Source organism: Maribacter polysiphoniae, assembly GCF_003148665.1.
Classification (GTDB): domain Bacteria; phylum Bacteroidota; class Bacteroidia; order Flavobacteriales; family Flavobacteriaceae; genus Maribacter_A; species Maribacter_A polysiphoniae.
The window spans coordinates 76870-102141 of the sequence record NZ_QGGQ01000012.1 but is presented as its reverse complement, the minus strand read 5'-3'; the positions used below and the strand labels follow the sequence as shown (position 1 = coordinate 102141).

26 protein-coding genes are annotated in these 25272 nt (G+C 39.8%); 15 read left to right on the top strand and 11 right to left on the bottom strand.

The window, feature by feature from the left end; translation table 11 throughout:
* Window positions 1-89 precede the first annotated feature (89 nt).
* The 5 genes from LX92_RS19035 (at window position 90) to LX92_RS19015 (ending at window position 7202) form a co-directional block, all read left to right on the top strand.
* Window positions 90-986 carry a DMT family transporter gene (locus LX92_RS19035; RefSeq protein WP_109654016.1) on the top strand — a complete coding sequence of 299 codons (897 nt, stop codon included), beginning with the start codon at window positions 90-92 and terminating at the stop codon, window positions 984-986.
* 194 nt (window positions 987-1180) lie between these two features.
* Window positions 1181-3040 carry a DNA topoisomerase IV subunit B gene (locus LX92_RS19030; protein WP_109654014.1) on the top strand — a complete coding sequence of 620 codons (1860 nt, stop codon included), beginning with the start codon at window positions 1181-1183 and terminating at the stop codon, window positions 3038-3040.
* 25 nt (window positions 3041-3065) lie between these two features.
* On the top strand, window positions 3066-5744 hold the full coding sequence (locus LX92_RS19025; protein WP_109654012.1) for a DNA gyrase/topoisomerase IV subunit A: 2679 nt from the start codon (window positions 3066-3068) through the stop codon (window positions 5742-5744).
* 12 nt (window positions 5745-5756) lie between these two features.
* Window positions 5757-6188 carry a large conductance mechanosensitive channel protein MscL gene (gene mscL / locus LX92_RS19020; protein ID WP_109654010.1) on the top strand — a complete coding sequence of 144 codons (432 nt, stop codon included), beginning with the start codon at window positions 5757-5759 and terminating at the stop codon, window positions 6186-6188.
* A 57-nt stretch (window positions 6189-6245) separates the two neighbouring features.
* The gene (locus LX92_RS19015) at window positions 6246-7202 is read left to right on the top strand and encodes a sterol desaturase family protein (RefSeq protein ID WP_109654008.1); all 957 of its coding nucleotides are present in this window, start codon (window positions 6246-6248) and stop codon (window positions 7200-7202) included.
* A gap of 14 nt (window positions 7203-7216) precedes the next feature.
* Here the strand turns inward: LX92_RS19015 and LX92_RS19010 are convergent, their stop codons facing one another.
* The 3 genes from LX92_RS19010 to LX92_RS19000 form a co-directional block, all read right to left on the bottom strand.
* Window positions 7217-8032 (bottom strand): TerC family protein, encoded by an 816-nt coding sequence (locus LX92_RS19010; RefSeq protein ID WP_109654006.1) that lies wholly within the window; start codon window positions 8030-8032, stop codon window positions 7217-7219.
* A 2-nt stretch (window positions 8033-8034) separates the two neighbouring features.
* Entirely contained in the window at window positions 8035-8412 is a 378-nt protein-coding gene (locus tag LX92_RS19005) for a DNA topoisomerase IV (protein ID WP_109654003.1), read from the bottom strand.
* 73 nt (window positions 8413-8485) lie between these two features.
* Window positions 8486-8866 carry a helix-turn-helix domain-containing protein gene (locus LX92_RS19000; RefSeq protein WP_109654001.1) on the bottom strand — a complete coding sequence of 127 codons (381 nt, stop codon included), beginning with the start codon at window positions 8864-8866 and terminating at the stop codon, window positions 8486-8488.
* Between the two features lie 294 nt (window positions 8867-9160).
* Between LX92_RS19000 and LX92_RS18995 the strand changes: the two genes are divergently transcribed.
* The 3 genes from LX92_RS18995 (at window position 9161) to LX92_RS18985 (ending at window position 11454) form a co-directional block, all read left to right on the top strand.
* Window positions 9161-10273, top strand: a complete 1113-nt coding sequence (locus LX92_RS18995) for a M14 family metallopeptidase (protein WP_109653999.1) — start codon at window positions 9161-9163, stop codon at window positions 10271-10273.
* 114 nt (window positions 10274-10387) lie between these two features.
* Complete coding sequence (locus LX92_RS18990; protein ID WP_109654139.1) at window positions 10388-10867, top strand: Lrp/AsnC family transcriptional regulator; 480 nt, start codon at window positions 10388-10390, stop codon at window positions 10865-10867.
* Between the two features lie 68 nt (window positions 10868-10935).
* Entirely contained in the window at window positions 10936-11454 is a 519-nt protein-coding gene (locus LX92_RS18985; protein ID WP_109653997.1) for a DinB family protein, read from the top strand.
* Window positions 11455-11458: 4 nt separating this feature from the next.
* Here LX92_RS18985 and LX92_RS18980 read toward each other — a convergent pair whose 3' ends face one another.
* Window positions 11459-11782, bottom strand: a complete 324-nt coding sequence (locus tag LX92_RS18980; RefSeq protein WP_109653995.1) for a hypothetical protein — start codon at window positions 11780-11782, stop codon at window positions 11459-11461.
* Between the two features lie 117 nt (window positions 11783-11899).
* Window positions 11900-12961 carry a 3-dehydroquinate synthase gene (aroB, locus tag LX92_RS18975; RefSeq protein WP_109653993.1) on the bottom strand — a complete coding sequence of 354 codons (1062 nt, stop codon included), beginning with the start codon at window positions 12959-12961 and terminating at the stop codon, window positions 11900-11902.
* Between the two features lie 94 nt (window positions 12962-13055).
* On the opposite strand from aroB, the gene LX92_RS18970 reads away from it, so the two are divergent.
* Window positions 13056-14222 (top strand): proline dehydrogenase family protein, encoded by a 1167-nt coding sequence (locus tag LX92_RS18970; RefSeq protein ID WP_109653991.1) that lies wholly within the window; start codon window positions 13056-13058, stop codon window positions 14220-14222.
* Window positions 14223-14234: 12 nt separating this feature from the next.
* On the opposite strand, the gene LX92_RS18965 is transcribed toward LX92_RS18970, so the two are convergent.
* The 6 genes from LX92_RS18965 to porX form a co-directional block, all read right to left on the bottom strand.
* On the bottom strand, window positions 14235-14615 hold the full coding sequence (locus tag LX92_RS18965) for a hypothetical protein (RefSeq protein ID WP_109653989.1): 381 nt from the start codon (window positions 14613-14615) through the stop codon (window positions 14235-14237).
* Window positions 14616-14696: 81 nt separating this feature from the next.
* Window positions 14697-15896, bottom strand: coding sequence for an alanine dehydrogenase (locus tag LX92_RS18960; RefSeq protein ID WP_109653987.1), 1200 nt, complete (start codon window positions 15894-15896; stop codon window positions 14697-14699).
* A 186-nt stretch (window positions 15897-16082) separates the two neighbouring features.
* Window positions 16083-16679, bottom strand: a complete 597-nt coding sequence (locus LX92_RS18955; protein WP_190263562.1) for a hypothetical protein — start codon at window positions 16677-16679, stop codon at window positions 16083-16085.
* Window positions 16680-16781: 102 nt separating this feature from the next.
* Window positions 16782-16916 (bottom strand): hypothetical protein, encoded by a 135-nt coding sequence (locus LX92_RS22945; RefSeq protein ID WP_262509858.1) that lies wholly within the window; start codon window positions 16914-16916, stop codon window positions 16782-16784.
* 193 nt (window positions 16917-17109) lie between these two features.
* The gene (gene tsaE, locus LX92_RS18945) at window positions 17110-17520 is read right to left on the bottom strand and encodes a tRNA (adenosine(37)-N6)-threonylcarbamoyltransferase complex ATPase subunit type 1 TsaE (protein WP_109653983.1); all 411 of its coding nucleotides are present in this window, start codon (window positions 17518-17520) and stop codon (window positions 17110-17112) included.
* Between the two features lie 12 nt (window positions 17521-17532).
* A complete protein-coding gene (gene porX / locus LX92_RS18940; RefSeq protein ID WP_109654137.1) occupies window positions 17533-19077 on the bottom strand; it encodes a T9SS response regulator signal transducer PorX in 1545 nt (514 codons plus the stop codon).
* A 146-nt stretch (window positions 19078-19223) separates the two neighbouring features.
* On the opposite strand from porX, the gene LX92_RS18935 reads away from it, so the two are divergent.
* From LX92_RS18935 to LX92_RS18910, 6 genes are read left to right on the top strand one after another with little or no spacing between them, the layout of a single operon-like run.
* Complete coding sequence (locus LX92_RS18935; RefSeq protein ID WP_109653981.1) at window positions 19224-20453, top strand: HD domain-containing protein; 1230 nt, start codon at window positions 19224-19226, stop codon at window positions 20451-20453.
* Between the two features lie 23 nt (window positions 20454-20476).
* Complete coding sequence (gene lpxD / locus LX92_RS18930) at window positions 20477-21514, top strand: UDP-3-O-(3-hydroxymyristoyl)glucosamine N-acyltransferase (RefSeq protein WP_109653979.1); 1038 nt, start codon at window positions 20477-20479, stop codon at window positions 21512-21514.
* A complete protein-coding gene (locus LX92_RS18925) occupies window positions 21489-22895 on the top strand; it encodes a bifunctional UDP-3-O-[3-hydroxymyristoyl] N-acetylglucosamine deacetylase/3-hydroxyacyl-ACP dehydratase (RefSeq protein ID WP_223308423.1) in 1407 nt (468 codons plus the stop codon). Before lpxD ends, LX92_RS18925 begins: the two co-directional genes overlap by 26 nt.
* Before the next feature lie 3 nt (window positions 22896-22898).
* Window positions 22899-23684, top strand: a complete 786-nt coding sequence (gene lpxA / locus LX92_RS18920; RefSeq protein WP_109653975.1) for an acyl-ACP--UDP-N-acetylglucosamine O-acyltransferase — start codon at window positions 22899-22901, stop codon at window positions 23682-23684.
* A gap of 8 nt (window positions 23685-23692) precedes the next feature.
* Window positions 23693-24259, top strand: a complete 567-nt coding sequence (gene efp / locus LX92_RS18915; protein WP_109653973.1) for an elongation factor P — start codon at window positions 23693-23695, stop codon at window positions 24257-24259.
* Window positions 24260-24294: 35 nt separating this feature from the next.
* The gene (locus tag LX92_RS18910; protein WP_109653971.1) at window positions 24295-25227 is read left to right on the top strand and encodes a UDP-3-O-(3-hydroxymyristoyl)glucosamine N-acyltransferase; all 933 of its coding nucleotides are present in this window, start codon (window positions 24295-24297) and stop codon (window positions 25225-25227) included.
* The last annotated feature ends 45 nt before the right edge of the window (window positions 25228-25272 follow it).

Sequence of the window (25272 nt, the reverse complement as noted above, 5' to 3'; positions counted from 1 at the left end):
GTATGGAATAGGTATCCTTCCTCGGTTGGACATTGTATTTCCATTTTCACCTAATACATTTATTATTTTAAAAATCCTAGGTTGGCTGTATGGTCCAGAAAACAGCTGCAGCTAATAGTGGAATAGTATTCGCCATAATTGGTGTCGTATTATTTTCCGCAAAAGCCGTATTGGTCAAGGTGGCCTATACGTATGAGGTTGACCATTTGACCTTATTACTGTTTCGTATGGTTTTCGCCTTACCCTTTTACCTTCTTATCGCTTTCTCCAAAAAACCATTACATTCAAAAGAAATCAATTACAAAGATTATTTGTGGGTGGTGTTTTTCGGATTTATTGGTTATTACTTGGCCAGTCTTTTCGATTTTATGGGGCTTCAATATATAAAAGCGGGGTTAGAGCGTATCATTCTTTTTATCTATCCGACAATGGTGGTTGTTTTATCATGGTTGATTTTTAGAAAAAGCATTTCCAAAATACAGATTATTGCCATTATTATCACCTATTTAGGTGTAATACTCACCTTTTGGAATGAAGAGCCCATGAAAGACGGTTCAGTGATTTTAGGGGGTATCCTGATATTTTTCAGCGCTTTGACCTACGCTTCCTATTTGGTCGGTAGCGGTTGGCTGATTCCTAAATTTGGGGTAATGCAATTCACCTCATATGCCATGATCGTCTCTACGGTTTGTATTGTACTGCATTATTCGATGGTCAAAGGGCTACAGCTATCTACTTACCCCAAAGAGGTTTATTATTTAGGTATCGCCATGGCTATTTTCTCCACTTTGATACCTTCCTTTTTGGTTTCTGCTGCCATAAAACGGTTAGGGGCTCCTACCTTTTCCCTATTTGGGAGTTTAGGACCAGTATCAACGATCATTTTGGCTTTTTTCTTTTTGGATGAACGCATTACCGTACTTCAAATTATTGGAATGCTTATCGTTATCGGTGGCGTTACCCTGGTTTCGAGACAGAAAGCTTAAGGGCACGATGCTTTTAAGGGGTTCATTTACTGTACAAGACGTTTGGTATTCCCTACTTCTGGGAAGATTTAGAAACATATAGATTGAATTATATGAACAAAATTGGTATTTTCGTTGTAGATTACTTTCTAAGCCAAAAGCTTTGAAAATTGCTTTGAAATTTTATATTAGCAGGGATAAACCCCTGATGAACTATGGCAGAGTCCCAATATACTGAAGATAACATTCGATCACTCGATTGGAAAGAGCACATTCGTTTACGCCCAGGTATGTATATAGGAAAACTGGGAGATGGCTCTTCGGCCGATGATGGCATTTACATACTTTTAAAGGAAACCCTCGATAACTGTATCGATGAATTCGTAATGGGTGCAGGTAAGACTATCGAAATCACCATAAAGGATAAGATGGTTCGTGTTAGGGATTATGGACGAGGCATTCCCTTGGGGAAAGTCGTCGACGTGGTCTCCAAGATGAATACAGGGGGTAAGTACGACAGTCGAGCGTTTAAAAAATCGGTCGGACTTAACGGTGTAGGTACGAAAGCCGTAAATGCACTTTCCAGTTTTTTCGAGGTACAGTCGTCAAGGGACAACCAAATGAAAACGGCCCAATTTGAGCAAGGGAACCTAACCTTGGAGGAAGGTCCTGTTGATACTTCCAAAAGAAAGGGAACGCGGGTTTCATTCATCCCTGATGAGTCCATATTCAAGAATTACAAATACAGGAATGAGTATGTAGAACGCATGCTCAAGAACTATGTTTATCTCAATCCAGGATTGACCATAGTTTTCAATGGGGAAAAATTCTATTCCGAAAACGGACTGAAAGACCTGCTCGAAGACAACAATAATGCCGAAGATCTTTTATACCCCATTATACATTTAAAAGGGGAGGATATCGAAGTGGCGATTACCCATAGCAAGACCCAATACAGCGAGGAATACCATTCCTTTGTAAACGGTCAACACACCACCCAGGGTGGAACGCACCAATCGGCCTTTCGCGAGGCATTGGTAAAGACCATAAGGGATTTTTACGGAAAGAATTATGACGCCAGTGATATTCGTAAATCCATTATTTCCGCCGTTTCCATAAAGGTAATGGAACCCGTATTCGAAAGTCAGACCAAGACGAAACTGGGATCTACCGATATGGGGGGTGATTTCCCAACAGTACGTACCTATATCAATGATTTCGTAGGAAAGTATTTGGATAATTATTTGCATAAAAATCCGGAAACCGCCGAAAAATTACAACGGAAGATCATGATGGCCGAAAAAGAGCGGAAAGAACTTTCGGGCATACGGAAATTAGCGCGGGATCGAGCGAAAAAGGCTAGCCTACACAATAAAAAATTACGGGATTGTCGGGTGCATTTAGGGGATATGAAGAATGACCGTAGATTGGACAGCACCTTGTTCATTACCGAAGGGGATTCCGCCTCGGGTTCCATCACCAAGTCACGTGATGTGAACACCCAAGCAGTCTTCAGTTTAAGGGGTAAGCCCTTGAATTCGTATGGAATGTCCAAAAAGATCGTATACGAGAACGAGGAATTCAATTTATTGCAAGCCGCTTTGAACATAGAGGAATCTATGGAAGACCTGCGGTACAACAATATTGTGATTGCAACGGATGCCGATGTGGACGGAATGCATATTCGGCTGCTATTGATAACGTTTTTTCTACAGTTTTTCCCGGAATTGATCAAGGAAAACCATCTCTATATCTTACAGACCCCGTTATTCAGGGTGCGGAACAAAAAAGAAACTATTTACTGTTACAGCGAGGAAGAGCGCAGAAATGCCATAACCAAGTTGACCGGTAAACCGGAAATAACACGCTTTAAAGGTTTGGGGGAAATTTCACCGGACGAATTCCAATTTTTCATTGGGGAGGACATTCGGTTGGAACCTGTGATGCTGGATAAAGCCATGTCCATAGAAAACCTATTGCAATTCTATATGGGCAAAAACACTCCAGACCGTCAGGAATTCATCATCAAAAACCTTAAAGTGGAAATTGACTTAGTAGAGGAAAACCAATTATAAATCTAGATAACCCGAATCTTTCTTTATGGAAGAGAATGAAGAGCTGAACGAAGCACAAAACGAAAATTCACCAACCGAGGACAACACAGGAACTGACGACTCTGGTCATGCATTGACCAAGGTTACAGGCATGTACAAGGATTGGTTTTTAGATTACGCTTCCTATGTTATTTTAGAGCGTGCGGTACCAGCGATTGAAGATGGCTTTAAACCCGTACAACGCAGGATTCTCCACGCCCTTAAGGAGCTTGATGATGGCCGGTACAATAAAGTGGCCAATGTGGTGGGACATACCATGCAATACCATCCCCACGGAGATGCCAGTATTGCGGATGCCATGGTGCAGATTGGTCAAAAAGACCTGTTGATCGATACCCAAGGTAACTGGGGTAACATTTTGACAGGGGATAGGGCGGCCGCTTCCCGATACATTGAGGCGCGACTCTCCAAGTTTGCCCTGGAAGTGGTATTCAGCCCCAAGATCACCGAATGGCAACTCTCCTATGATGGCCGTAAGAAAGAACCGGTAAACCTACCCGTTAAGTTTCCTTTATTATTGGCACAGGGAGCAGAAGGTATTGCGGTCGGACTTTCAACCAAGGTGTTGCCCCACAATTTCATTGAACTGATAGATGCCTCCATAAAACATCTAAAAGGGCAACGATTTACACTTTTTCCTGATTTTCCTACAGCGGGAATCATTGATGTGAGCTCTTATAATGATGGTTTGAGAGGCGGTAAGATCCGGGTAAGGGCCAAAATCAGCCAAAGGGACAAGAATACTTTGGTCATTAATGAAATCCCATACGGAACCAACACTTCTTCCTTAATCGATTCCATTCTAAAAGCGAACGAGAAAGGCAAGATCAAGATTAAAAAAATTGAGGACAACACGGCAGCGGAAGTTGAGATCCTAGTGCACTTGCCTAGTGGTATTTCCCCGGACAAGACCATAGATGCACTGTATGCCTTTACGGCCTGTGAGTCTTCCATTTCACCCTTGGGATGTATCATTGAAGACAACAAGCCTCTTTTTATAGGGGTGACCGATATGTTGAAACAATCCACGGATCTTACCGTGGAACTCTTAAAGGCCGAACTTGAAATCAAGCTGTCGGAACTCGAGGAGCAATGGCATTTTGCCTCATTGGAGCGTATTTTTATAGAAAATAGGATATATCGCGATATTGAGGAGGAAGAAACTTGGGAAGGGGTGATCAAGGCCATCGATAAAGGCTTAAAACCACATACCAAACATCTGAAAAGAGCTGTAACCGAAGAAGATATTGTTCGTTTGACCGAAATCCGAATCAAACGTATATCCAAATTCGATATTGATAAGGCCCAGCAGTATTTGGATAATTTGGAGGAAAGTATTGCCGAGGTAAAACATCACTTGGAGAACCTTATTGAATTTGCAATCGATTATTTCAAAAATTTAAAGACCAAATACGGTAAAGGCCGCGAACGTAAATCGGAAATACGGATATTCGACGATATTGAGGCTACCAAAGTGGTCATACGAAACACGAAATTGTACGTCAATCGGGAAGAAGGTTTCGTCGGTACTTCACTACGTCGTGATGAATATGTGACCGATTGTAGTGATATAGATGATATTATCGTCTTTACCAAAGATGGTAAGGCCATGGTGACCAAGGTTGACACCAAAACCTTTATCGGCAAGAATATTATCCATGTCGCGGTCTTTAAGAAAAAAGACAAGCGTACTACCTATAATATGATTTATAGGGACGGTAAAAGCGGACCTACCTATATCAAGAGATTCAATGTGACCAGTGTTACCCGAGATCGACTGTACGACCTCACTCCAGGGAAACCCAATTCCCTTGTTCAATATTTTTCAGCCAATCCGAATGGTGAGGCAGAGGTGGTCACCATCAACCTTCGACAGGTAGGTAGTATAAAAAAATTGAAATGGGATATCGATTTTGCGGATGTCATCATTAAAGGAAGAGGGTCTAAAGGAAACATTGTTACGAAATACACTGTAAAACGAATTGAACTAAAAGAAAAAGGGGTGTCCACCCTCAAACCTCGAAAAATTTGGTTCGATGATGTTGTACGTCGTTTGAATGTAGATGGTAGGGGAGAACTGCTAGGGGAATTCCGTGGCGACGATCTCTTATTGATCGTAACCCAGAAAGGGGTGGCCAAAACAATTTTACCAACCTTGACCTCCCGATTTGATGACGACATGATCATTCTTGAGAAATGGAACCCCCACAAACCACTATCCGCTATTTATTGGGAAGGGGAAAAAGAACGGTTCTATGTGAAGCGATTTTTGATTGAACATCCCAATCGGGAAGACATGTTCATTTCCGAGCATCCAAAATCACATCTCGAATTGGTCTCCACAGATTGGCGCCCGGTTGCCGAGATAGAGTTCACAAAGCCTAGAGGTAAAGACCATAAGCCAAACTTAACGGTTGATTTAGAAGATTTTATAGCGATTAAAGGAATAAAAGCTTTAGGTAATCAATTGACTTCCGACAAAGTGAAGAATATCAATTTATTGGAATCTTTGCCCTATGAGGAACCAGAAGCCCCAGAAACCAGCGAAATAGAAGTGGTTGACGAAGAGGACGTAAGTGTTGATACCAAAAAGAAACCAAAATCGGAAGATGGCCAGAAAGAGAATCCTGATAGTGATGACGAAGGACAAACCGCCTTATTTTAGATATTGACCCCAATGAGGAATTTTATTCAAGAATTCAAGGATTTTGCGATTAAGGGAAATATGATGGATATGGCCATCGGTATTATCATAGGTACAGCCTTTAACAAAGTAGTCAGTGTTCTTGTCAAAAAAGTAATAATGCCTCCTTTATCCCTAATGACCGAGGATGTTCATTTGGCCGATAAAAAATATATCTTACGCGAAGCCGTTGGGGATGTGACTGAAGTTGCGATAGGATATGGGGAACTTATCGAGGTAATTGTTGATTTTGCGATAATTTCATTTACTATCTTTGCAGTTATTAAATTCATGAACCGCTTTAGAACCAAAGCGGAAGACCCCACCAATAAAGAAGAAAAAACGCCTAAGAACATTGAATTGTTGGCGAATCTTGAGAAGCTCATGAAAGAGCAGAATGAAATTCTCAGGAATAATAAAGAATAACAACATGCCTTGTAGGACTGAAATATTAAACAGTACCTTTGCATTAATTAAAAAAATATGGATTTTACCAACCCCCTGGTATACGGAGTACCCTGCTTTATAGCATTTATCTTATTGGAATTGGCCTATAGCAAGACTCATGGAGACGATGATCTCTATGAATGGAAAGACTTGTTCGCTAGTGGTTTTATGGGCGTTGGCTCCGCAATCATCGCCCCACTGATCAAAGTGATTTCCGCTATTGTCATATTCGAATTCACCTATGAATTATTCAATCCCGTAGTTGATGGGGTTCGAACCAATATCATGGGCTATGCCTCATTTGGCTATGCTTGGTATATTTGGTTGCTCTGTCAATTGGCCGATGATTTTACATATTATTGGTTTCATAGGGCCAATCACGAAGTACGCATTCTTTGGGCTGCGCACATTGTACACCATTCCTCCGACAACTTCAATCTTGGAACAGCCGTGCGAAACGGATGGTTTACCATTTTATACAAACCATTGTTCTATATGTGGATGCCGGCTTTAGGCTTCCCTCCTGAAATGGTCGTTGTCTGTTTGGGTATCGAGGCACTATGGCAGTTTCAATTACATACCGTATATGTGCCTAAATTGGGCTTTTTGGAAAAAATCTTCAATACACATACCATGCATCAGGTGCATCACGCCCAGAATGTTGAGTATTTAGATAAAAACCATGGTGGGTTCCTGAACATCTTTGACAAGATTTTTGGTACCTGGAAAGAGTACGACGAGAATATCGACGTCAAATACGGGGTTATCCACGCACCACAATCGTACAATCCCGTTGTTATCCTTACCCATGAATTCAAGGATATATGGAACGATGTAAAAAAGTCAAAGAAACTCTCCCATGCCTTAATGTATATCTTCGGACCTCCAGGTTGGAGTCCGGACGGCAGTACATTAACCGTAAAACAACAACAAAGGCTTTTTAAGCAACAGAAGAACCAAAACCCCAAGGCCGCATACACAAGACCTAATTAAGGGAAAGAGGTTTTCTATTTCCCATCAACCTCCTTTAGGGGAGGTTTCTTGTTTTTCTTCATTCGCATATTAAAGAATTCGACCATTAGCGAAAATGTAATGGAGAAATAGAGGTATCCTTTTGGTATAACCCCAACTTCATTGCCAAAGACCACTAAATGCGACAAATGGGCCGATTCCGCAATCAGCATAAATCCGATTAGAATCAGAAAAGAGAGCCCCAAAACTTGGATTGAAGGGTGTTTGTTGACAAATTCACCCACAGGATTGGCGAACAACATCATGATCAATACGGAGATAACCACCGCAATGACCATTAGTATCAAGGCGTCATTGGGGTTTGGGGAGATGCCATTGGTCATTCCTATGGCAGTCAAAATAGAATCGAAGGAGAAAACAATGTTGATTACCGTAATTTGAATAATGGCATTCATCAAGGACGTAGAGCGGTGACTTGTAACTTCCCGTTCGTCATGGCCTTTATCCTCTATTTTCTCATGGATCTCACTTGTACTTTTATAAAGTAGAAACAGCCCTCCTGCGAACAGAATCAACCCTTGCCCGCTGATCCCACCTGATATCCACTCACCATCCAAAACCCAAAAAGGCTTTTTCATACTGGTCAATAACGAAATCCCGAACAACAATAGGATACGCATGACCATGGCCAGAACCAATCCCAAGTTAGTCGCTTTCTTACGTTGTTTTTTTTCTAATTTACCAGCAGCAATGGATATGAAGATAATGTTGTCTATACCTAAGACAATCTCAAGAAAGGTTAATGTGAGTAATGCCACCCAGGCATCGGGACTTGCTAAAATATCGAACATGGTTAGTTGGTTTTTATGGCTGTTCCCCTGGATTTTTTAGGGTCACCTACAATATTATATTCAAATGTATAAGAATTATCGGTAGTGCTCAATATTTTCATATGAACCGATTTTTCCTCGGCCTTGTTCTTAGGATGCATCTTCTTTACGACATATTCACAATCATTGATCCAACGAACTGAGGAACTATCCGATTTTCCCTGAAAGTAATCAATTTCCAGAGCCCTTGAACGCACAAAAGTAGTACTTACTTCCTTATCGCCTATAACTGTGGTAAAAGTGAATTTACCGTCCTTAAACGCCTTACAGTCCCTTTGTGGCTGATAACATGAGGTAAGAAGTAACAATAAAACGAATGAAACAATAAATTCTTTAAGCATAAACACAAAATAAAGAATTTAGTAGCACATAGCATATGCCGTATCCAAATAAAATTCAATTTACCATTTAGGATTAGCCCTCATAGCATGTAAAACTTCCATCACTATAGAAAATAACGATTTTATCTATGGATTTCTTCCCTTTGGCCTTTGGGATGTTTTTTTCCTTATTTTCCAAAGCAGGGGCAAGAGGCTTCACTTCGGGCGCTTTGGAAGTAGTTTTTTTTGAGGCAGGAAAACTACCCTTTCCTTCCAATAACCAATACAAGTCCACTTCAGGAATCGCCTTGACGACCTTCATCACAAACTCCAGACTTGGCTTGTTTCTTCCTGAAAGTAAGTGGGAAATACTGGACCGCTGTACCTTGATCTTATCCGCAAAAGAAGAAGCCGATAAGTCGTAATAGCGAAGAATTTCCTCCAAACGTTTTATAAAATCCCCAGTGTTTACCATTGTAATTTATTCGAATACAAAGGTAATAAAAAGATGCACCATCACGAGGGAATATAATGGATTTCAATAGACATAGATTAAATATATACTTTAATTGAAATGCGATAATAATCTGATATATAATTTTATAAACTAATTTTATACAATTTCATTATAATCCATTGTGGCTTTGGTTACAATTCTAAATAAAGCATGATACAAATGTAAACACGTGAATATACATATGTAAACCCAATGATTACAATTGTAATTTAATATGATGTTACCTTAGCGGCGTTGAAATAAAGATTGAAAATGGTAATTTCCCAAGACACTTATAATTCAGTAAAAGAAAATAACTTAAAAGGCAGGTACATAACCTTAGATCATATAAAACCGATACTTGATCGGCTTCCTGATAATTTTCAAGTTAAGGTTATTGGTCACTCCGTAAATAAGTCTCCCATTCATGCGGTTACTTTTGGAACCGGTAAGACCAAAATATTGATGTGGTCACAAATGCATGGCAATGAATCCACCACGACCAAAGCCGTTTTTGACCTGTTTAATTTGTTTCAATCGAATCCGAAGGATTGTAAAGCTATTTTAAGGAACTGTACCATAAAGGTTATTCCAATGCTTAATCCAGATGGGGCTAAAGCCTATACCCGTATCAATGCCAATAAGGTTGATTTGAACAGGGATGCCCAGGAAAGGACCCAACCAGAAAGTAATGTGTTGCGTACGTGTTATGAGAATTTTCTGCCTGATTATTGTTTCAATCTCCACGGGCAACGTACCATATTCAATGTAGGGAACACCCCAAAACCGGCTACGGTATCATTTTTGGCCCCGGCTTTTGATGAAGAACGCAGTATTTCCCCCTCAAGGGCACAAAGTATGCGTTTGATTGTTGCTATGAATAATGTGTTGCAAAACTTGATACCTGGTCAAATTGGACGCTATGACGATGGTTTTAATGCCAATTGCGTGGGCGATACCTTCCAAATGCTGGATATCCCTACCATTTTATTCGAAGCGGGCCATTATTTCAACGATTATGAACGGGAGCATACGCGTAACTATATTTTTATAGCACTGCTTACTGCCCTGGAGGTGATTTCAGATGATAGCCTCAATGGCTTTCAGAAGGAAATGTATTTTGGTATTCCCGATAACAACAAATTATTTTATGACATCCTGATATCAAATGTACATATTATCGATCCTGGGAAATACAAGTCCGGGGACGCTATTGGGTTACTTTTTAAGGAAACACTTCAAAATGAGCAAATTGCTTTTATACCCCACATCGAAAATTCGGGGAATCTTCAAAATTATTTTGGACATAAAACGTATGATTGCAGCCAAGAAAATGATCTATCGGCATTAAAAACCCAAACTTTTTGGAATCTCATAAAGTCCTGATTTTGAACATAAGATTCAAAAAACAATCTTATATTACATTTTTGTTAAAAAATTACAACTTTTATTATGTTTAATTTCTTAATTACGTATTTTTGCACCAAAGATTAAATGACCATGACAAAAGTTAAATTAGACGAGATTGACCACCAGATTCTGGATATGTTGATTGATAATACAAGAACCCCTTTCACCGATATAGCCAAGAAATTATTGATATCTGCTGGTACGGTACATGTACGTGTCAAAAAAATGGAAGAAGCCGGAATCATCCGTGGTTCCTCCCTTACTTTGGACTATGTAAAGTTGGGGTATGCCTTTATTGCCTATGTAGGTGTTTTCTTGGAGAAAACGCATCAAACAAAATTTGTATTGGAACGCTTGGAGCAAATTCCAAATGTAACCGTTGCCCATATTACTACTGGAAAATTCAATATTTTCTGTAAAATAAGGGCTAAGGATACCAATCATGCGAAGAACATCATCTTTAAGATTGATGATATTGAAGGAATCAGCAGAACTGAGACCATGATTTCCTTGGAAGAAAGTATCAACGATAAAAAACGTTTGATGCATACGATTTTCAACGAATTGTGATTTTCCTCATAATACAATAATTCATCTCCCAAAGACTATGGTTTTTGGGATTTTTTAGCTTGTGGCCTATGCGAATCAATGAATTGAAATCATCAGAATACGATCCTTATTACAAAACCTATTTGGATGTTTTGGGCAATGTTGAATTGTTCGAGACCCTGGGTTCACAACTAAATAATTTCCCTCAATTTATCAGTAGCATTCCTGATGAAAAATTAAATTATGCTTATGATGTGGGGAAATGGACCATTAGTGAGGTTCTGGTTCATATTTTGGATACGGAACGGGTTTTCCAATATCGGGCATTGAGGTTTATGCGGGGAGACGAAACACCATTACCGGGTTTTGACCAAGATTTATATGTACCCAACTCCAATGCGGCGAACCGAACAAAGCAAAGTATCATTGATGAGTATAGGGCCATTCGTCAATCAACGAATGCACTTTTCTTTTCTATGGACAAAAAAGCGCTTCATTGTATGGGTAGGGCCAGCAATGCCCCAATGAGTGTCGCGGCATTGGGCTTTATTATCTGTGGACACCAAAAACACCACAGAAATGTAATTCGAAACAGCTATTTAGGGTAAAATTTTAAAGTTCCTCATTAAAATCATCCTCGGATTGCAGTTCAAATTCCTTACCATCCAAGCTGTCTTCGAATTCAGGTTGCTGCCTTGGTTCCAAACCTCGTTCCATATTCTCCTCGAAGTTCGAAATGAAATTGGCAAGACTCTTACTTATTTTTACCAAATAAACAGTGTCATCTGTCCTTAGTTCCACAGTTTCGATGATTTCACCATGCACATTCTTAAAAGTGATGATATCATCGTCACCATACCCATTGGGATAGGTTTCAATAAGTTTGGCGGCTAAATGATGATTTAATTTTTTGTAATCGATTAGTTTACGGATCATGATAGTTTGGTTTAATTGATCATTCTAAAAATCAGTTATTTATATATCCAAACTAACCAATATTCCAACATATTGAATCAAAGAGTTGTAAATCAATGATTTTAGTATATGAAGCCCCTAAACTTTGTAGTAAGCAAAAGCCCCTTCATACAAATCGTTGGGTATTTTCACATCTATAACCGGATTTCCGATGGATTCCAATAGTACAAAATTGATATTCCCGTGCGAATTCTTCTTGTCGAATTTCAACATGGATAGAATGGCGGTTATATCGCTGGATGTGAAATCAACTTTTGGGTACCATTTAAAAAAGGAGGTTTTGATGTCCTCCAGGTCCTCCGTGGGCAATCCTGTCAATTTGTTCGAAAGATAGGCTTCCAACACCATTCCTACCGCTATGGCCTCTCCATGTAAAAGGGTTTCCTTATCATCGTTTTCTAGAAAATAGGATTCAACAGCGTGACCTAAAGTATGTCCAAAATTCAATATTTTCCTTAAATGCTGTTCCGTGGGATCCTCCAGAACTACTTTGTTCTTTATGGAAACTGAAGTGTATATATCTCCCCCTATGGTATCAAGGTTGCTGAGTGACTTCAATGCTTTCCAATACGAAGCATCCTGAATTAGGCCATGTTTCAACATTTCAGCAAAGCCACTTCGCATTTGCCGGTCTTCTAGGGTTTCCAAAAATACAGTGGATACCAAAACCATCTTTGGCTGGTTGATCACCCCAATCTGGTTTTTCAAGGACCCTAGATCAACACCGGTTTTACCTCCAACGGAAGCATCTACCATAGATAATAGGGTGGTAGGTATATTAATAAAATCAATTCCTCTTTTGTAGGTTGAGGCAACAAAGCCGCCCAAATCAGTCACAACTCCGCCCCCAAGGTTGATCAATAGGCTTTTTCGGTCAGCATCCAAAGCTGACAACGCCTGCCAAACATGGGTACAAGCCTCTATATTCTTATGTACTTCCCCTGCCTTAATCGCGATCAGATCAAACGGAAATGCATTCGCCAAGGTCTTTTCAAATACGGGTAAACAATGTTCTTTGGTATTTTCGTCCACAAGGACAAATACCTTTGAATAGGTGTGCTTACCAAGATAATCCTTTAATTGTAAAAAAGCATTCCCGTTAAAATGTACGGCGTAAGAAGAAGTTGTGATCGATTCCATATTTCATTTATCTAAAACACAAAATAAACGTTATTTTTAATGATAGGAATATAAAATCTGTGATTATATTTGATATGTTAAATTATGGTATAAAATGGAGCGAATTTTTGAGGATACTTCAAAGGCATTTGCGTTAAAATCAGATTCCGAATTAGAGCGTGCTTACTTTTTGTTTAAAATGATCGCCAATGAACCCCTAGTACGTATTGGCACTGCAATGACCAACTTTGCCTTAAAGGCACATCTTCCAGTGGATAAATTGATAAGGGCAACCGTATTCGACCATTTTTGTGGTGGGGTAAGTGAGGCCGATTGTATGCCAGTGGTCGACAGGATGTTTGAAAAAGGTGTGAGTGCGGTGTTGGACTATTCCGTGGAGGGACAGGACGATGAAGACCCCTTGGATTTTGCCTTGGGCAAAACCTTGGAGATCTTGGATTTTGTGAAACAGAAGGAAGCAATACCCTTTGCTGTTTTTAAACCTACAGGATATGGTAGATTGGCTTTGTTCAAAAAGGTGACCCAAGGGGATACCCTTACAGACAAGGAGCAAGCCGAATGGGGAAGGGTAGTCAACCGTTTCGATAAAACCTGTAAAAAAGCATTTGATTTGGATGTATCATTATTGATCGATGCCGAGGAAAGTTGGATGCAGGGCGCAGCGGATCAGCTCGTAGGGGATATGATGCGAAAATACAATAAAGAAAAACCCATAGTTTTCAATACGATACAGTTGTATCGGTGGGATCGAATGGATTATCTAGAAGAATTGTATGCAAGTGCCCAAAAGGAAGGTTTTAAAATCGGTATAAAAACCGTTCGTGGCGCCTATATGGAAAAAGAGAACCTACGTGCTGAGGAAAAGGGATATAAATCCCCCATTTGCACGACCAAAAAGGCCACCGATGAAAATTTTGATGCCTGTACGCAATATATTTTAGATCGTTTGGAATGCATTTCACTATTCGCCGGAACCCACAATGAGGAAAGCAGCTATTATCTTATGCAGTTAATGAAAGACAAGGGGCTGGCCAAAAATGATCAAAGAATTTGGTTCGGACAGTTATATGGCATGAGTGACCATATCTCCTTCAATCTTGCGGACCAAGGATACAATGTTGCCAAATACCTGCCCTTTGGACCTGTGCGTGACGTTATGCCGTATTTGATTCGAAGAGCGGAAGAGAATACCTCTGTAGCCGGACAGACAAGTCGGGAACTTACACTATTGAAAAAAGAAAGAAAAAGAAGGAAAATATGATTACCGGAGGGTTCAAAATGCCACATTTTCAATAACGGCACTATCTGGGCAATTACGAACAGTCATTGTTGAAGGCTCATTCTTGATTACCCCATCAATGACATAGGTTCGGCATGGAGTTGATTCCGTATCACTATTTTTAAAATCCACTTCCCCTTCCCTTAAAAAATCGGCAATGGAAAGGGAATCCAATTGTTGATGGTCTATCAATTTTTGGACTTCATCAGAATAGGAAAGCGGCTTAGAACGAATATCCTTCAGTGTTCTACAATTTGGGAAGTAACAAAATTCCACGCCTGTTTCTTCTGATTTCTTTTTAAGGAAGATCGTTAAAAAAACAAGTCCGATAGCAAGCCCAATGAGATAAAATCCTAAACGTTTTAAAAATGCCATGTACGTATTTAATGGTTTTCAATAAAACCGCAAGATAGGCTTTTGTTCAAAAAAAGACCTTTTTTTTAACGTAAGTGCCCTTTAAAAAATCAAGAAATTGATATCGCTGTATTGCATGTCGAACCATTCACCTACAGCCTTACTGGTAAGTATGCCATGGTAAATATAGAGTCCGTTCCGCAACCCCTTGTCAAATCGAAGTGAGTTTTCCAATCCGCCATCTTCCCCCAACTTCAAAAGATAGGGGGTAAATATGTTACTGATCGAAATGGAAGCCGTTTTAGGATAGCGCGATGGTATATTGGGAACACCGTAATGGATAACACCATATTTTTCAATGGTGGGTTTATTGTGATCGGTAATCTCACTCGATTCAAAACACCCGCCCATATCGATACTTACATCGATAATGACAGCACCTTTCTTCATATGTTCCACCATGGTATTGGTAACTACCACAGGGGAACGCTCCCTACCGCGTACCGCCCCAATGGCCACATCACATCGCTTTAATGATTTCAGTAGATTTTTTGGTTGGATGGTGGAAGTATAGACCGTTTGTCTCAGATTGGTCTGGATATTCCTGAGTTTTGTAATCGAATTATCAAAAACCTTTACATTGGCACCAAGCCCTATGGCCGATCGTGCCGCAAATTCACCTACGGTTCCGGCACCTATAATGACTACTTCCACAGGGGGAACGCCACTGATATTTCCAAACATGAGGCCATTGCCCTTATTGGTCGCCGCCATTAGTTCGGAAGCTATCAATACAGAGGAAATCCCAGCGATTTCACTCAAGGACCGAACGGCAGGGTATTTACCATCATCATCCCTTATAAACTCAAAGGCAATTGCGGTTAAGCGTTTTTTGGCCATTTGTTCAAAATACGCTTTCTGTTGCGTTTTGATCTGTAGGGCAGAAATTACGGTAGTCTGGGGATTCAGCAATTCAATCTCGGAAAGGGTAGGGGGCTCTACCTTTAAAATAATGGGACAACCAAAAACCTTTTTTATGTCATTCGTTACTTCCGCCCCAGCATTGGTGTATTCAAGATCGGTAAAATGGGCGCCTTCCCCTGCACCAGCCTCAATGAGCACCCGATGCCCATGGGCTGTTATGGCATTAACCGCATCTGGGGTTAGGCAAATACGTTTTTCTTGATATTGGTTCTCCTTGGGTATACCGATAAAAAGTTCACCTTTCTGTTTCAATACTTCAAGAGTCTCTTCTTGTGGTAGCAATTGTGACTTGCTAAATGGCGAGGATGGTTGCTTCATAGGGTTTACTTCTAATCGCAAAAAAATAGCGATAAAAGTAAATTTACAACTTTATAATGAAATTTATATTGAATTTTATTCAAGGAATATCGGTTGCCGTAATCAAAATTTCAAAGACAACCAGTCTTTGGGTACGTGCTGAAAGTCTTAAGCTACTTTCAAGGTTCTCACGCAGATAATTTCGATTTAGGCCTTAGTGAATGATTGTCCATCAATTTTGTTTTCCGCTGCGTGATTGGAACCATCTTCCTGGTTATCAACGACCTTGTCTGGATTAGCCCCTTTCATTTGCTTTTGTTTCAAGCTTTTGAGTTCGGCGTCAATAGCTTCCAAATCTATACCATGAACATACTTATCGTACAGTTTTATCCGGATAAAATAAACAATGGGAATAATAATCATACAAATTGGCAATAGCCACCAAATATTTTCGGTGTCGACATAATCATCTGAATCGAATATTACTTCGAAAAGTTGAAAGGCATACATTGCGATAGGAATGAGAATAATATGGTACCACCAATTTTTAGAGGTCATAAACCATAAAATCATTAAGTATAGAGGTACTATCTTACTCATCAAAAACCAGACGTACATAGAAACATCTTCAAATCCGCCATTTCCAATGGTGATACCCAAAAATGAAATAGTAGCTTCCGGGTCTTCGGGTAAATAATCATAAATCTTATAGAGAAAAGGGGATATCGCTATAAAGAATATAAAGATAGATTCTATAATTAATTTCTTTTTTGCCCGTTTTTTCGCCTTCAAATCATTCATCATCTAATTAGTAAATCTATAAGGCGCTAACGTAAGACTTCCGTAATTAGTATAAAAAAAGGGACAAATTGCATTGTCCCTCGATAAACGGTTAGAAAAATCGGATTATATCTTCTTTTTGATTTTCGTTTTATCTATTCCTTGTTCGTACAATTGGTCTTCATCAGATGTTGAATTTGGTTCACAAGAAACAGCCAATAGGGTTGCACAAGCCAATGCGCAAAAAAGTAATCTTTTCATTTTTTTGAGGGTTTTTAATTTAGTAATTGGTTGATAACGTTGTGAATGTAGGAAAAAAAAACGAATTACCATGTATTTCGTCGAAAAAAACTTACATTTTACCCTGAAAAATGATGCTTTTATCGAAAAAAATGGATTTCATCGAAAAATAATACTAAAAATTTGCCCCATTCGTTGCGAGCACCTTTAAAGATCAGGGCAGGTTCAATTTTCGGGTGGTGCGATCAATCACTTGAATAGCTACCATAATGGCGTCATCGGGGATAAGGGATTCGATTTTTTCGGACCATTCCATAAAAATCCAAGCATCGGAATTAAAATAATCCTCAATACCAAAATCATAGGCTTCATTCTCGTCATTTAATCGATAAAAATCAAAATGATACGCCAGAACCTGATTTTCGGCATCATTATATTCGTTCACAATGCCAAAGGTGGGACTATTGGCCTCATCAACACCACCCAATTGTTTTACAATAGCTTTAATCAGGGTGGTCTTCCCAGCACCCATTTCCCCATTAAAACAGACGATTTTTGAAGGCAGTGTCTCGATTAGTTTATCGGCTACCTCAGTAATCTGGTTTTCGGTGTAGGTGATTTCCATTTTCACAAAAAATTATTTAGGCTCCAACACGATAAAGGGGATGACCATTTCCTCCAATGAGACCCCGCCATGTTGATACGTGTTTCTATAATAACTTACGTAGTGGTTGTAATTGTTGGGATAGGCAAAAAAGAGATCGTTCTTGGCAAAAATGAACGAACTGCTCATATTGATACTCGGTAAATGAATGTCAGCAGGATTTTTAGCCTCCAAAACATCCTTTTCCTCATAACTTAAACTTCGTCCTGTTTTATATCTGAGGTTTAAACTCGTTTCTTTATCCCCAATAACCTTGGATGGCTGTTTTACGTTAATGGTACCATGGTCGGTGGTTAGTATCAATTTAAGACCCATTTGTTGGGCTTGTTGGATTATATCCAATAGGGGTGAGTTTTTGAACCAGCTTAACGTCAAGGAACGATACGCCTTATCGTTTGAGGCTAATTCCTTGATCACTTCCATTTCGGTCTTCGAATGGGAAAGCATATCCACGAAATTGTAAACGATGACCGTTAAATCATTGTTTTTCTGCGATTTGAAATTTTGGGATAACTGTTTGCCCTGTTTAAGACTACTTATTTTATGGTATTCCCATGTAAGGGGTAACCCCAATTGTTTCAGTTGCTCTCCTAAAAATTTATCCTCATAGAGATTCTTGCCTCCTTCTTCGGTATCGTTTTTCCACCAATCGGGAAACTTTTTCTCCATCGCTAAGGGGGTAAGTCCAGAGAAAATGGCATTTCTGGCATATTGGGTGGCTGTAGGTAAAATGCTGAAATACGATTCCTCCTTGGTTTTCTTGTAAAACGGACTAACCGTTGATTCGAAAGCCAACCATTGGTCATATCTTAAATTATCGATAACGACCAACAAGGTGGGAGTATCCATGATTTCGGGTTTTATCCATTTTTTGAAAAGGTTATGTGACAAAACAGGACCATCATCCTCGGTGAACCAGTCTTCATAGTGCCGTTCCACGAATTTCCCAAATTGATTATTGGCTTCGGTTTTTTGGGATTCCAAGATTTCAATCAAGCTGGAATCCTCTATATTTTCAAGTCGCAGTTCCCAATGGATCAACTTCCTGTACAAATCGATCCATTCCCCATAAGAATTGACCATAGCCAGGTCCATAGCTATTTTTCGGAATTCCTGTTGATAATCGGCCGTAGTACGTTCCGATACCAAACGTGAATGATCCAGGTTTTTCTTTAATGACAATAATATTTGATGGGGGTTTACGGGCTTTATCAGGTAGTCGGCGATTTTTGAACCGATGGCCTCTTCCATGATAAGTTCTTCCTCACTCTTGGTGATCATGACCACAGGAATCGATGAATTGATCAATTTGATCTCGCTCAAGGTTTCCAAACCGGAAAGACCCGGCATATTCTCATCCAAAAAAATGATGTTCACAGGGGTTTTCTGTATTTCTTCCAATGCTTCCTGACCACTTTTGCAAGTAACAACCTCGTAATTCTTGTTTTCGAGAAAGAGAATATGTGGTTTTAAAAGGTCAATTTCATCATCGACCCATAGGATTGTTATCTTGTTCATAGTATGCGAACTATATTTAATGAGACCTGTATATGATTTGCCTTTTCCTGAAGATCGATCCAGTAGCAAGCAATAGGCCATGCCCATTTCATATAGGGGTTATCGTTTCAATTGTATAACTTTGATCATTATTTAAAAAAGCCATTTTGACAAATTCAAACAAGCTTAAAATATTCAATGATCCAATTTACGGATTTATTAGAATTCCGAGTACGCTTATTTTTAACCTTATTGAAGAACCTTATTTTCAAAGGTTGCGCAGAATATCACAAATGGGGTTATCCTATTTGGTGTATCCAGGAGCGCATCACACCCGTTTCCACCATGCCTTGGGCTGTATGCATTTAATGCAACATGCCATTCAAGTACTTCGTTTTAAGGGTGTTGAAATATCCAAAGAGGAAGAAGAAGGGTTATTAGTGGCCATATTGTTGCACGATATTGGGCATGGCCCTTTTTCCCATGCCATGGAGCACAGTATAGTGGAGGGTATTTCCCATGAGCATATTTCCTTGCTTTTTATGAAAGAGCTCAACAAAAAGTTTAACGGAAGTTTAACGCTTGCGATTGAAATCTTTCAAGGTGTATATTCCCGAGGTTTCCTAAACCAATTGATGTCCAGTCAACTTGATATGGATCGGATGGATTACCTGAAAAGGGATAGCTTTTATACGGGCGTGGCTGAAGGCAGTATCAATGCGGAACGTTTGATCGGTATGCTCAATGTGGTAGACAACAAACTGGTCGTTGAGGAAAAAGGGATTTATTCCGTAGAGAAATTCCTTATGGCCAGACGTTTTATGTATTGGCAGGTATACCTGCACAAGACAGGCTTGGTAGCGGAGCAATTATTGATCCGTGTCTTAAAAAGGGCCAAGGAACTTTTGGCCAAGGGCGAGCATTTGAATTGTAGCGAGGCACTGTTGTATTTTATGGAGCACAAAATTGACGTGCATAACTTCAATGCCACGAATTTGGACAAATTTTCCCATTTGGATGATATCGACATTTTATCAGCACTCAAACAATGGCAATATCATAGGGATTTTGTGCTCTCTACTTTGTGCGGTATGATCATTAATAGAAAATTGCTCACCATAAAACTCAAGAATAAGTCGATTTCCCACAAAAAATTAAAAGAACATTTTACCAAGATCAAAGAGCTTTGGAAGCTTTCCGATGAGGAAACCGCATATTTTGTTTTTACGGGAGAAATATCAAATAGGGCATATAATATTGATAAACAGAATATTAATATCCTTAGGAAGGATGGTAAACTTAAGGATGCCGCCAAAGCTTCCGACCACCTGAATTTGAAAACACTTTCAAAAAAGGTGACTAAATTTTATATCTGTTACCCCAAAGAAACGGTTTAACTATTTTTCTTACTTTTGTCCCCATGGTATTCACAGCAGGTCAAATTGCGGGCATTTTAGAAGGAGAAGTTGAAGGTAACCCTGATATTTCGGTACACAAACTCGCCAAGATAGAGGAGGGCGAAATAGGTTCGTTAACATTTTTGGCCAATCCCAAATACACCTCTCACATCTACACTACAAAGGCCTCAGTGACCATTGTAAATAAAGATTTTGTTCCGGAACAGCATATTGAAACCACCATGATCAAGGTGGATGATGCGTATGAATCCTTTTCAAAACTCTTGCAATACTACAATGAGGTTAAAAACAATAAAGTTGGGATAGAGTCCCCAGTCTTTAAAGCCGACGACGCCGTTTATGGTGATAATTTCTATCTAGGGGCGTTCGCGTATATTGGAAATAAGGTAATCATTGGAAACAATGTTAAGATCTACCCCAATGTATTTATAGGTGATAATGTAAGAATTGATGATAATGTCACCATATTTGCAGGAGCCAGAATATATTCTGAAACCGTAATCGGTAAGAATTGCATGATTCACAGTGGTGCGATCATTGGTGCGGATGGTTTTGGATATTCCCCAAACAAAAACGGTGAATTCATAAGGGTTCCCCAAACCGGGAATGTTGTTCTGGAAGACAATGTCGATGTTGGCGCAGGCACTACCATTGACAGGGCCACTTTAGGTTCTACCTTAATAAGGAAAGGGGTTAAATTGGATAATCAGATTCAAATCGCCCATAATGTGGAAATCGGCAAAAACACGGTTATTGCTGCACAAACGGGTATTGCCGGTTCGGCTAAAATCGGTGAGAATTGTATGATCGGAGGCCAAGTGGGCATTGTTGGTCATATAACGATCGGAAATAATGTAAAAATTCAGGCCCAATCAGGGATTGGCCGAAATATAAAGGACAATGAAGTATTACAGGGATCTCCAGCATTGACGTATGGGGATTTTAATAAGTCGTATGTTCATTTTAAGAACCTACCTAAGATTGTAAAGAAAATTGAAAAACTGGAAAAAAAGATTGACAGTGATCAAAACAACGGATAAACAAAGAACAATTGCAAAAGAGGCTACACTGAAAGGTGTAGGTTTGCATACAGGGGAAAATGTTACTTTGAAATTCACCCCTGCCCCTATAAACCATGGTTATGCATTTAAACGTGTTGACTTGGAAGGAGAGCCTATTATAGAGGCTGATGCCAACTATGTCGTCAATACCCAAAGAGGCACCAACCTAGAAAAACGTGGGGTCAAAATCCATACGTCGGAACATGTTTTGGCTGCTTTGGTCGGATTGGAAATCGATAATGTGATCATTGAACTTGACTCACCGGAACCTCCTATTATGGATGGTTCTTCCAAATTCTTCGTTGAGGCCTTGGAGAATGCGGGTATTGTAGAACAGGAAGCAGACCGTGAGGAATACATCGTTAAGGATGTAATATCGTATAAGGATGATGCCACAGGAAGTGAAATAACAATAATACCATCCGATACCTATCAAATCACCGCAATGGTTGATTTTGGCACAAAAGTATTGGGTACACAGAATGCTACCTTGCACAAGCTATGCGATTTCAAAAAGGAAATAGCCGATGCACGGACCTTCAGTTTTCTTCACGAATTGGAAACCCTTCTCGAAAATGGTTTGATTAAAGGCGGCGACCTTAACAATGCCATTGTCTATGTAGATAAGGAGATTTCGTCAAAAACCATGGAAAAACTCGAAAAGGCTTTCAATAAAAAGAAGCTTTCAGTAAAACCCAATGGTATTTTGGATAACTTGACATTGCACCAACCCAATGAAGCCGCTAGGCACAAATTACTCGATGTTATTGGGGATTTGGCCTTGGCCGGAATACGGATTAGGGGAAAGGTAATTGCGAATAAGCCAGGTCATTTTGTAAATACCCAATTCGCAAAGAAATTGTCCAAGATCATTAAAATGGAAAGGCGCAACAATATCCCTAAATATGATTTGAGCAAGCCGCCTTTGATGGATATCCATCAGATTATGGCCATGCTTCCGCATAGACCTCCTTTCTTATTGATCGATAGGATATTGGAACTTTCGGACCAGCACGTGGTGGGAATGAAGAATGTCACCATGAACGAACCGTTTTTTGTAGGACATTTTCCAGGTGCACCTGTTATGCCGGGTGTCTTACAGGTAGAGGCCATGGCCCAGACGGGGGGAATCCTGGTCTTGAGCACGGTTCCCGACCCTGAAAACTACCTTACATTGTTCATGAAAATCGACAATGTCAAATTTAAACAGAAAGTACTCCCAGGGGATACCCTTATTTTCCACTGTAGTTTAATTTCACCCATACGTCGGGGAATATGCCATATGCAAGCGTATGCTTATGCCAATGATAAATTGGTATGTGAGGCCGAAATGATGGCCCAAATCGTAAAAAAGAACTAATATATGAACCAACCGCTTGCCTATATTCATCCAGGCGCCAAAATTGCGAAAAATGTTGTCGTTGAACCTTTTACCACTATACATAACAATGTAATCATTGGGGATGGTACTTGGATCGGTTCCAACGTCACCATAATGGAAGGGGCCCGTATCGGAAAAAATTGTAATATTTTCCCTGGTGCGGTAATCTCCGCTTCTCCCCAGGATTTAAAATATGAAGGGGAAGAAACCGTAGTGATCATAGGTGACAATACCACGATACGCGAATGTGCTACGATTCACAAAGGCACTTCCGATAGAATGAAAACGGTTATAGGAAAAAACTGTTTGATTATGGCCTATTGCCATATTGCCCACGATTGTCTAGTAGGTGATAATTGTATTTTCTCCAACAATTCGACATTGGCAGGACATGTAACCATAGGGGATAATGTTATTTTGGCCGGCTTAGTGGCCGTACACCAATTTGTTTCCATCGGAGGACATGCTTTTGTGACAGGAGGGTCTTTGGTACGTAAAGATGTACCCCCTTATGTCAAAGCGGCACGTGAACCTTTGTCTTATGTGGGAATCAACTCTGTCGGACTTCGAAGAAGGGGATTTACCTCTGAGAAAATACATGAAATACAGAATATATATCGTATCCTGTATCAAAAACATTACAATAATACCCAAGCGGTCCAGATTATTGAAGCCGAAATGGAGGCTACTCCCGAACGGGACGAAATTCTTCAATTTATCAGGGATTCACAACGCGGTATTATGAAAGGTTATTTTAGTACTAATTAAATTTACATATGGCATCAACATCAGATATTAGAAAAGGATTGTGCATTAAATACAACCACGACATTTATAAAGTTATTGAGTTTTTACACGTAAAACCGGGTAAGGGTCCAGCTTTTGTACGAACAAAACTTAAGAGTGTGACAAGCGGCAAAGTGGTCGACAACACCTTTTCTGCTGGTCATAAAATCGATGACGTGCGTGTTGAAACAAGATCATATCAATATTTATATGCGGAAGGGGATACCTTTCACTTTATGAATACCGATGACTATAACCAAATATCACTTCAGAAAAGTTCATTGGATGCTCCTGATTTGTTAAAAGAAGGTGAAGTTGTGACCATTTTATTCAACACGGAGGATAGTATGCCTTTATCTGTGGATATGCCTGCCAGCGTTATTCTGGAAGTAACCCACGCAGAGCCTGGTGTTAAAGGGAATACCGCTACAAATGCCACTAAACCGGCAACCGTGGAAACCGGTGCCAGGGTCAATGTTCCTCTTTTCATCAATGAAGGGGATAAAATCAAGATCGATACCGAAAAGGGTAATTATATGGAAAGGGTAAAGGAATAATTACCTAACCAGAATATTGCAAATCACTTTATGCCATGAGATTTCCTAGCCCACACACCCTTGAACAACTTGCGACCATAATAGATTGTTCCTATGTAGGTTCCCCGGATTTTAAGGTTTTGGGAATGAACGAGATCCATGTAGTGCAAAATGGGGAAATAGTCTTTGTAGATCATCCAAAGTATTACGATAAGGCCTTAAAATCAAAAGCTTCGGTTGTTTTGATCAACAAAGATGTAGCATGCCCCGAAGGAAAAGCATTGTTGATATCTGACGATCCATTTAGGGATTTCAACAAACTGTCTAAATTCTTTCGGCCTTTCCAACAAAGTACTTTATCGATATCCAGTTCGGCTAAAGTTGGGGAGGGTACAATTATCCAACCCAATGTGTTTATCGGAAATAATGTGACCATTGGGAAAGATTGCCTTATACATTCCAATGTCAGTATTTATGATAATTGTGTAATAGGGAATGGTGTTACCATTCATGCAGGTACCGTATTGGGTGCCGATGCCTTCTATTACAAAAAAAGGCCTGAAGGATTCGACAAACTGATTTCCTGTGGGCGCGTTGTCCTTGAGGATTATGTTGAATTAGGGGCCCTTTGTACTATTGACAAAGGGGTAACCGGGGATACCACGATAAAACGAGGCACCAAATTGGACAATCAAGTGCACGTTGGCCATGATACCGTTATTGGCGAACTGTGCCTAATAGCATCACAAACAGGAATAGCAGGTTGTGTGATTATTGAGGATGAAGTCACCATATGGGGTCAAGTTGGCACCAATAGTGGCATAACGATTGGCTCCAAAGCCGTAATCATGGGACAAACGGGAGTAACAAAATCCGTTCCGGGGGGTAAAAGTTATTTTGGCACCCCCATTGAAGAATCCAGGGAGAAATTAAAGCAATTAGCTTACGTGAAAAAAATTCCCGAAATTATAGAAAAATTAAAAGAATAACCCCGTTATGGCTTTTCAAATAATAAGCTATGGCATATTTTTGTG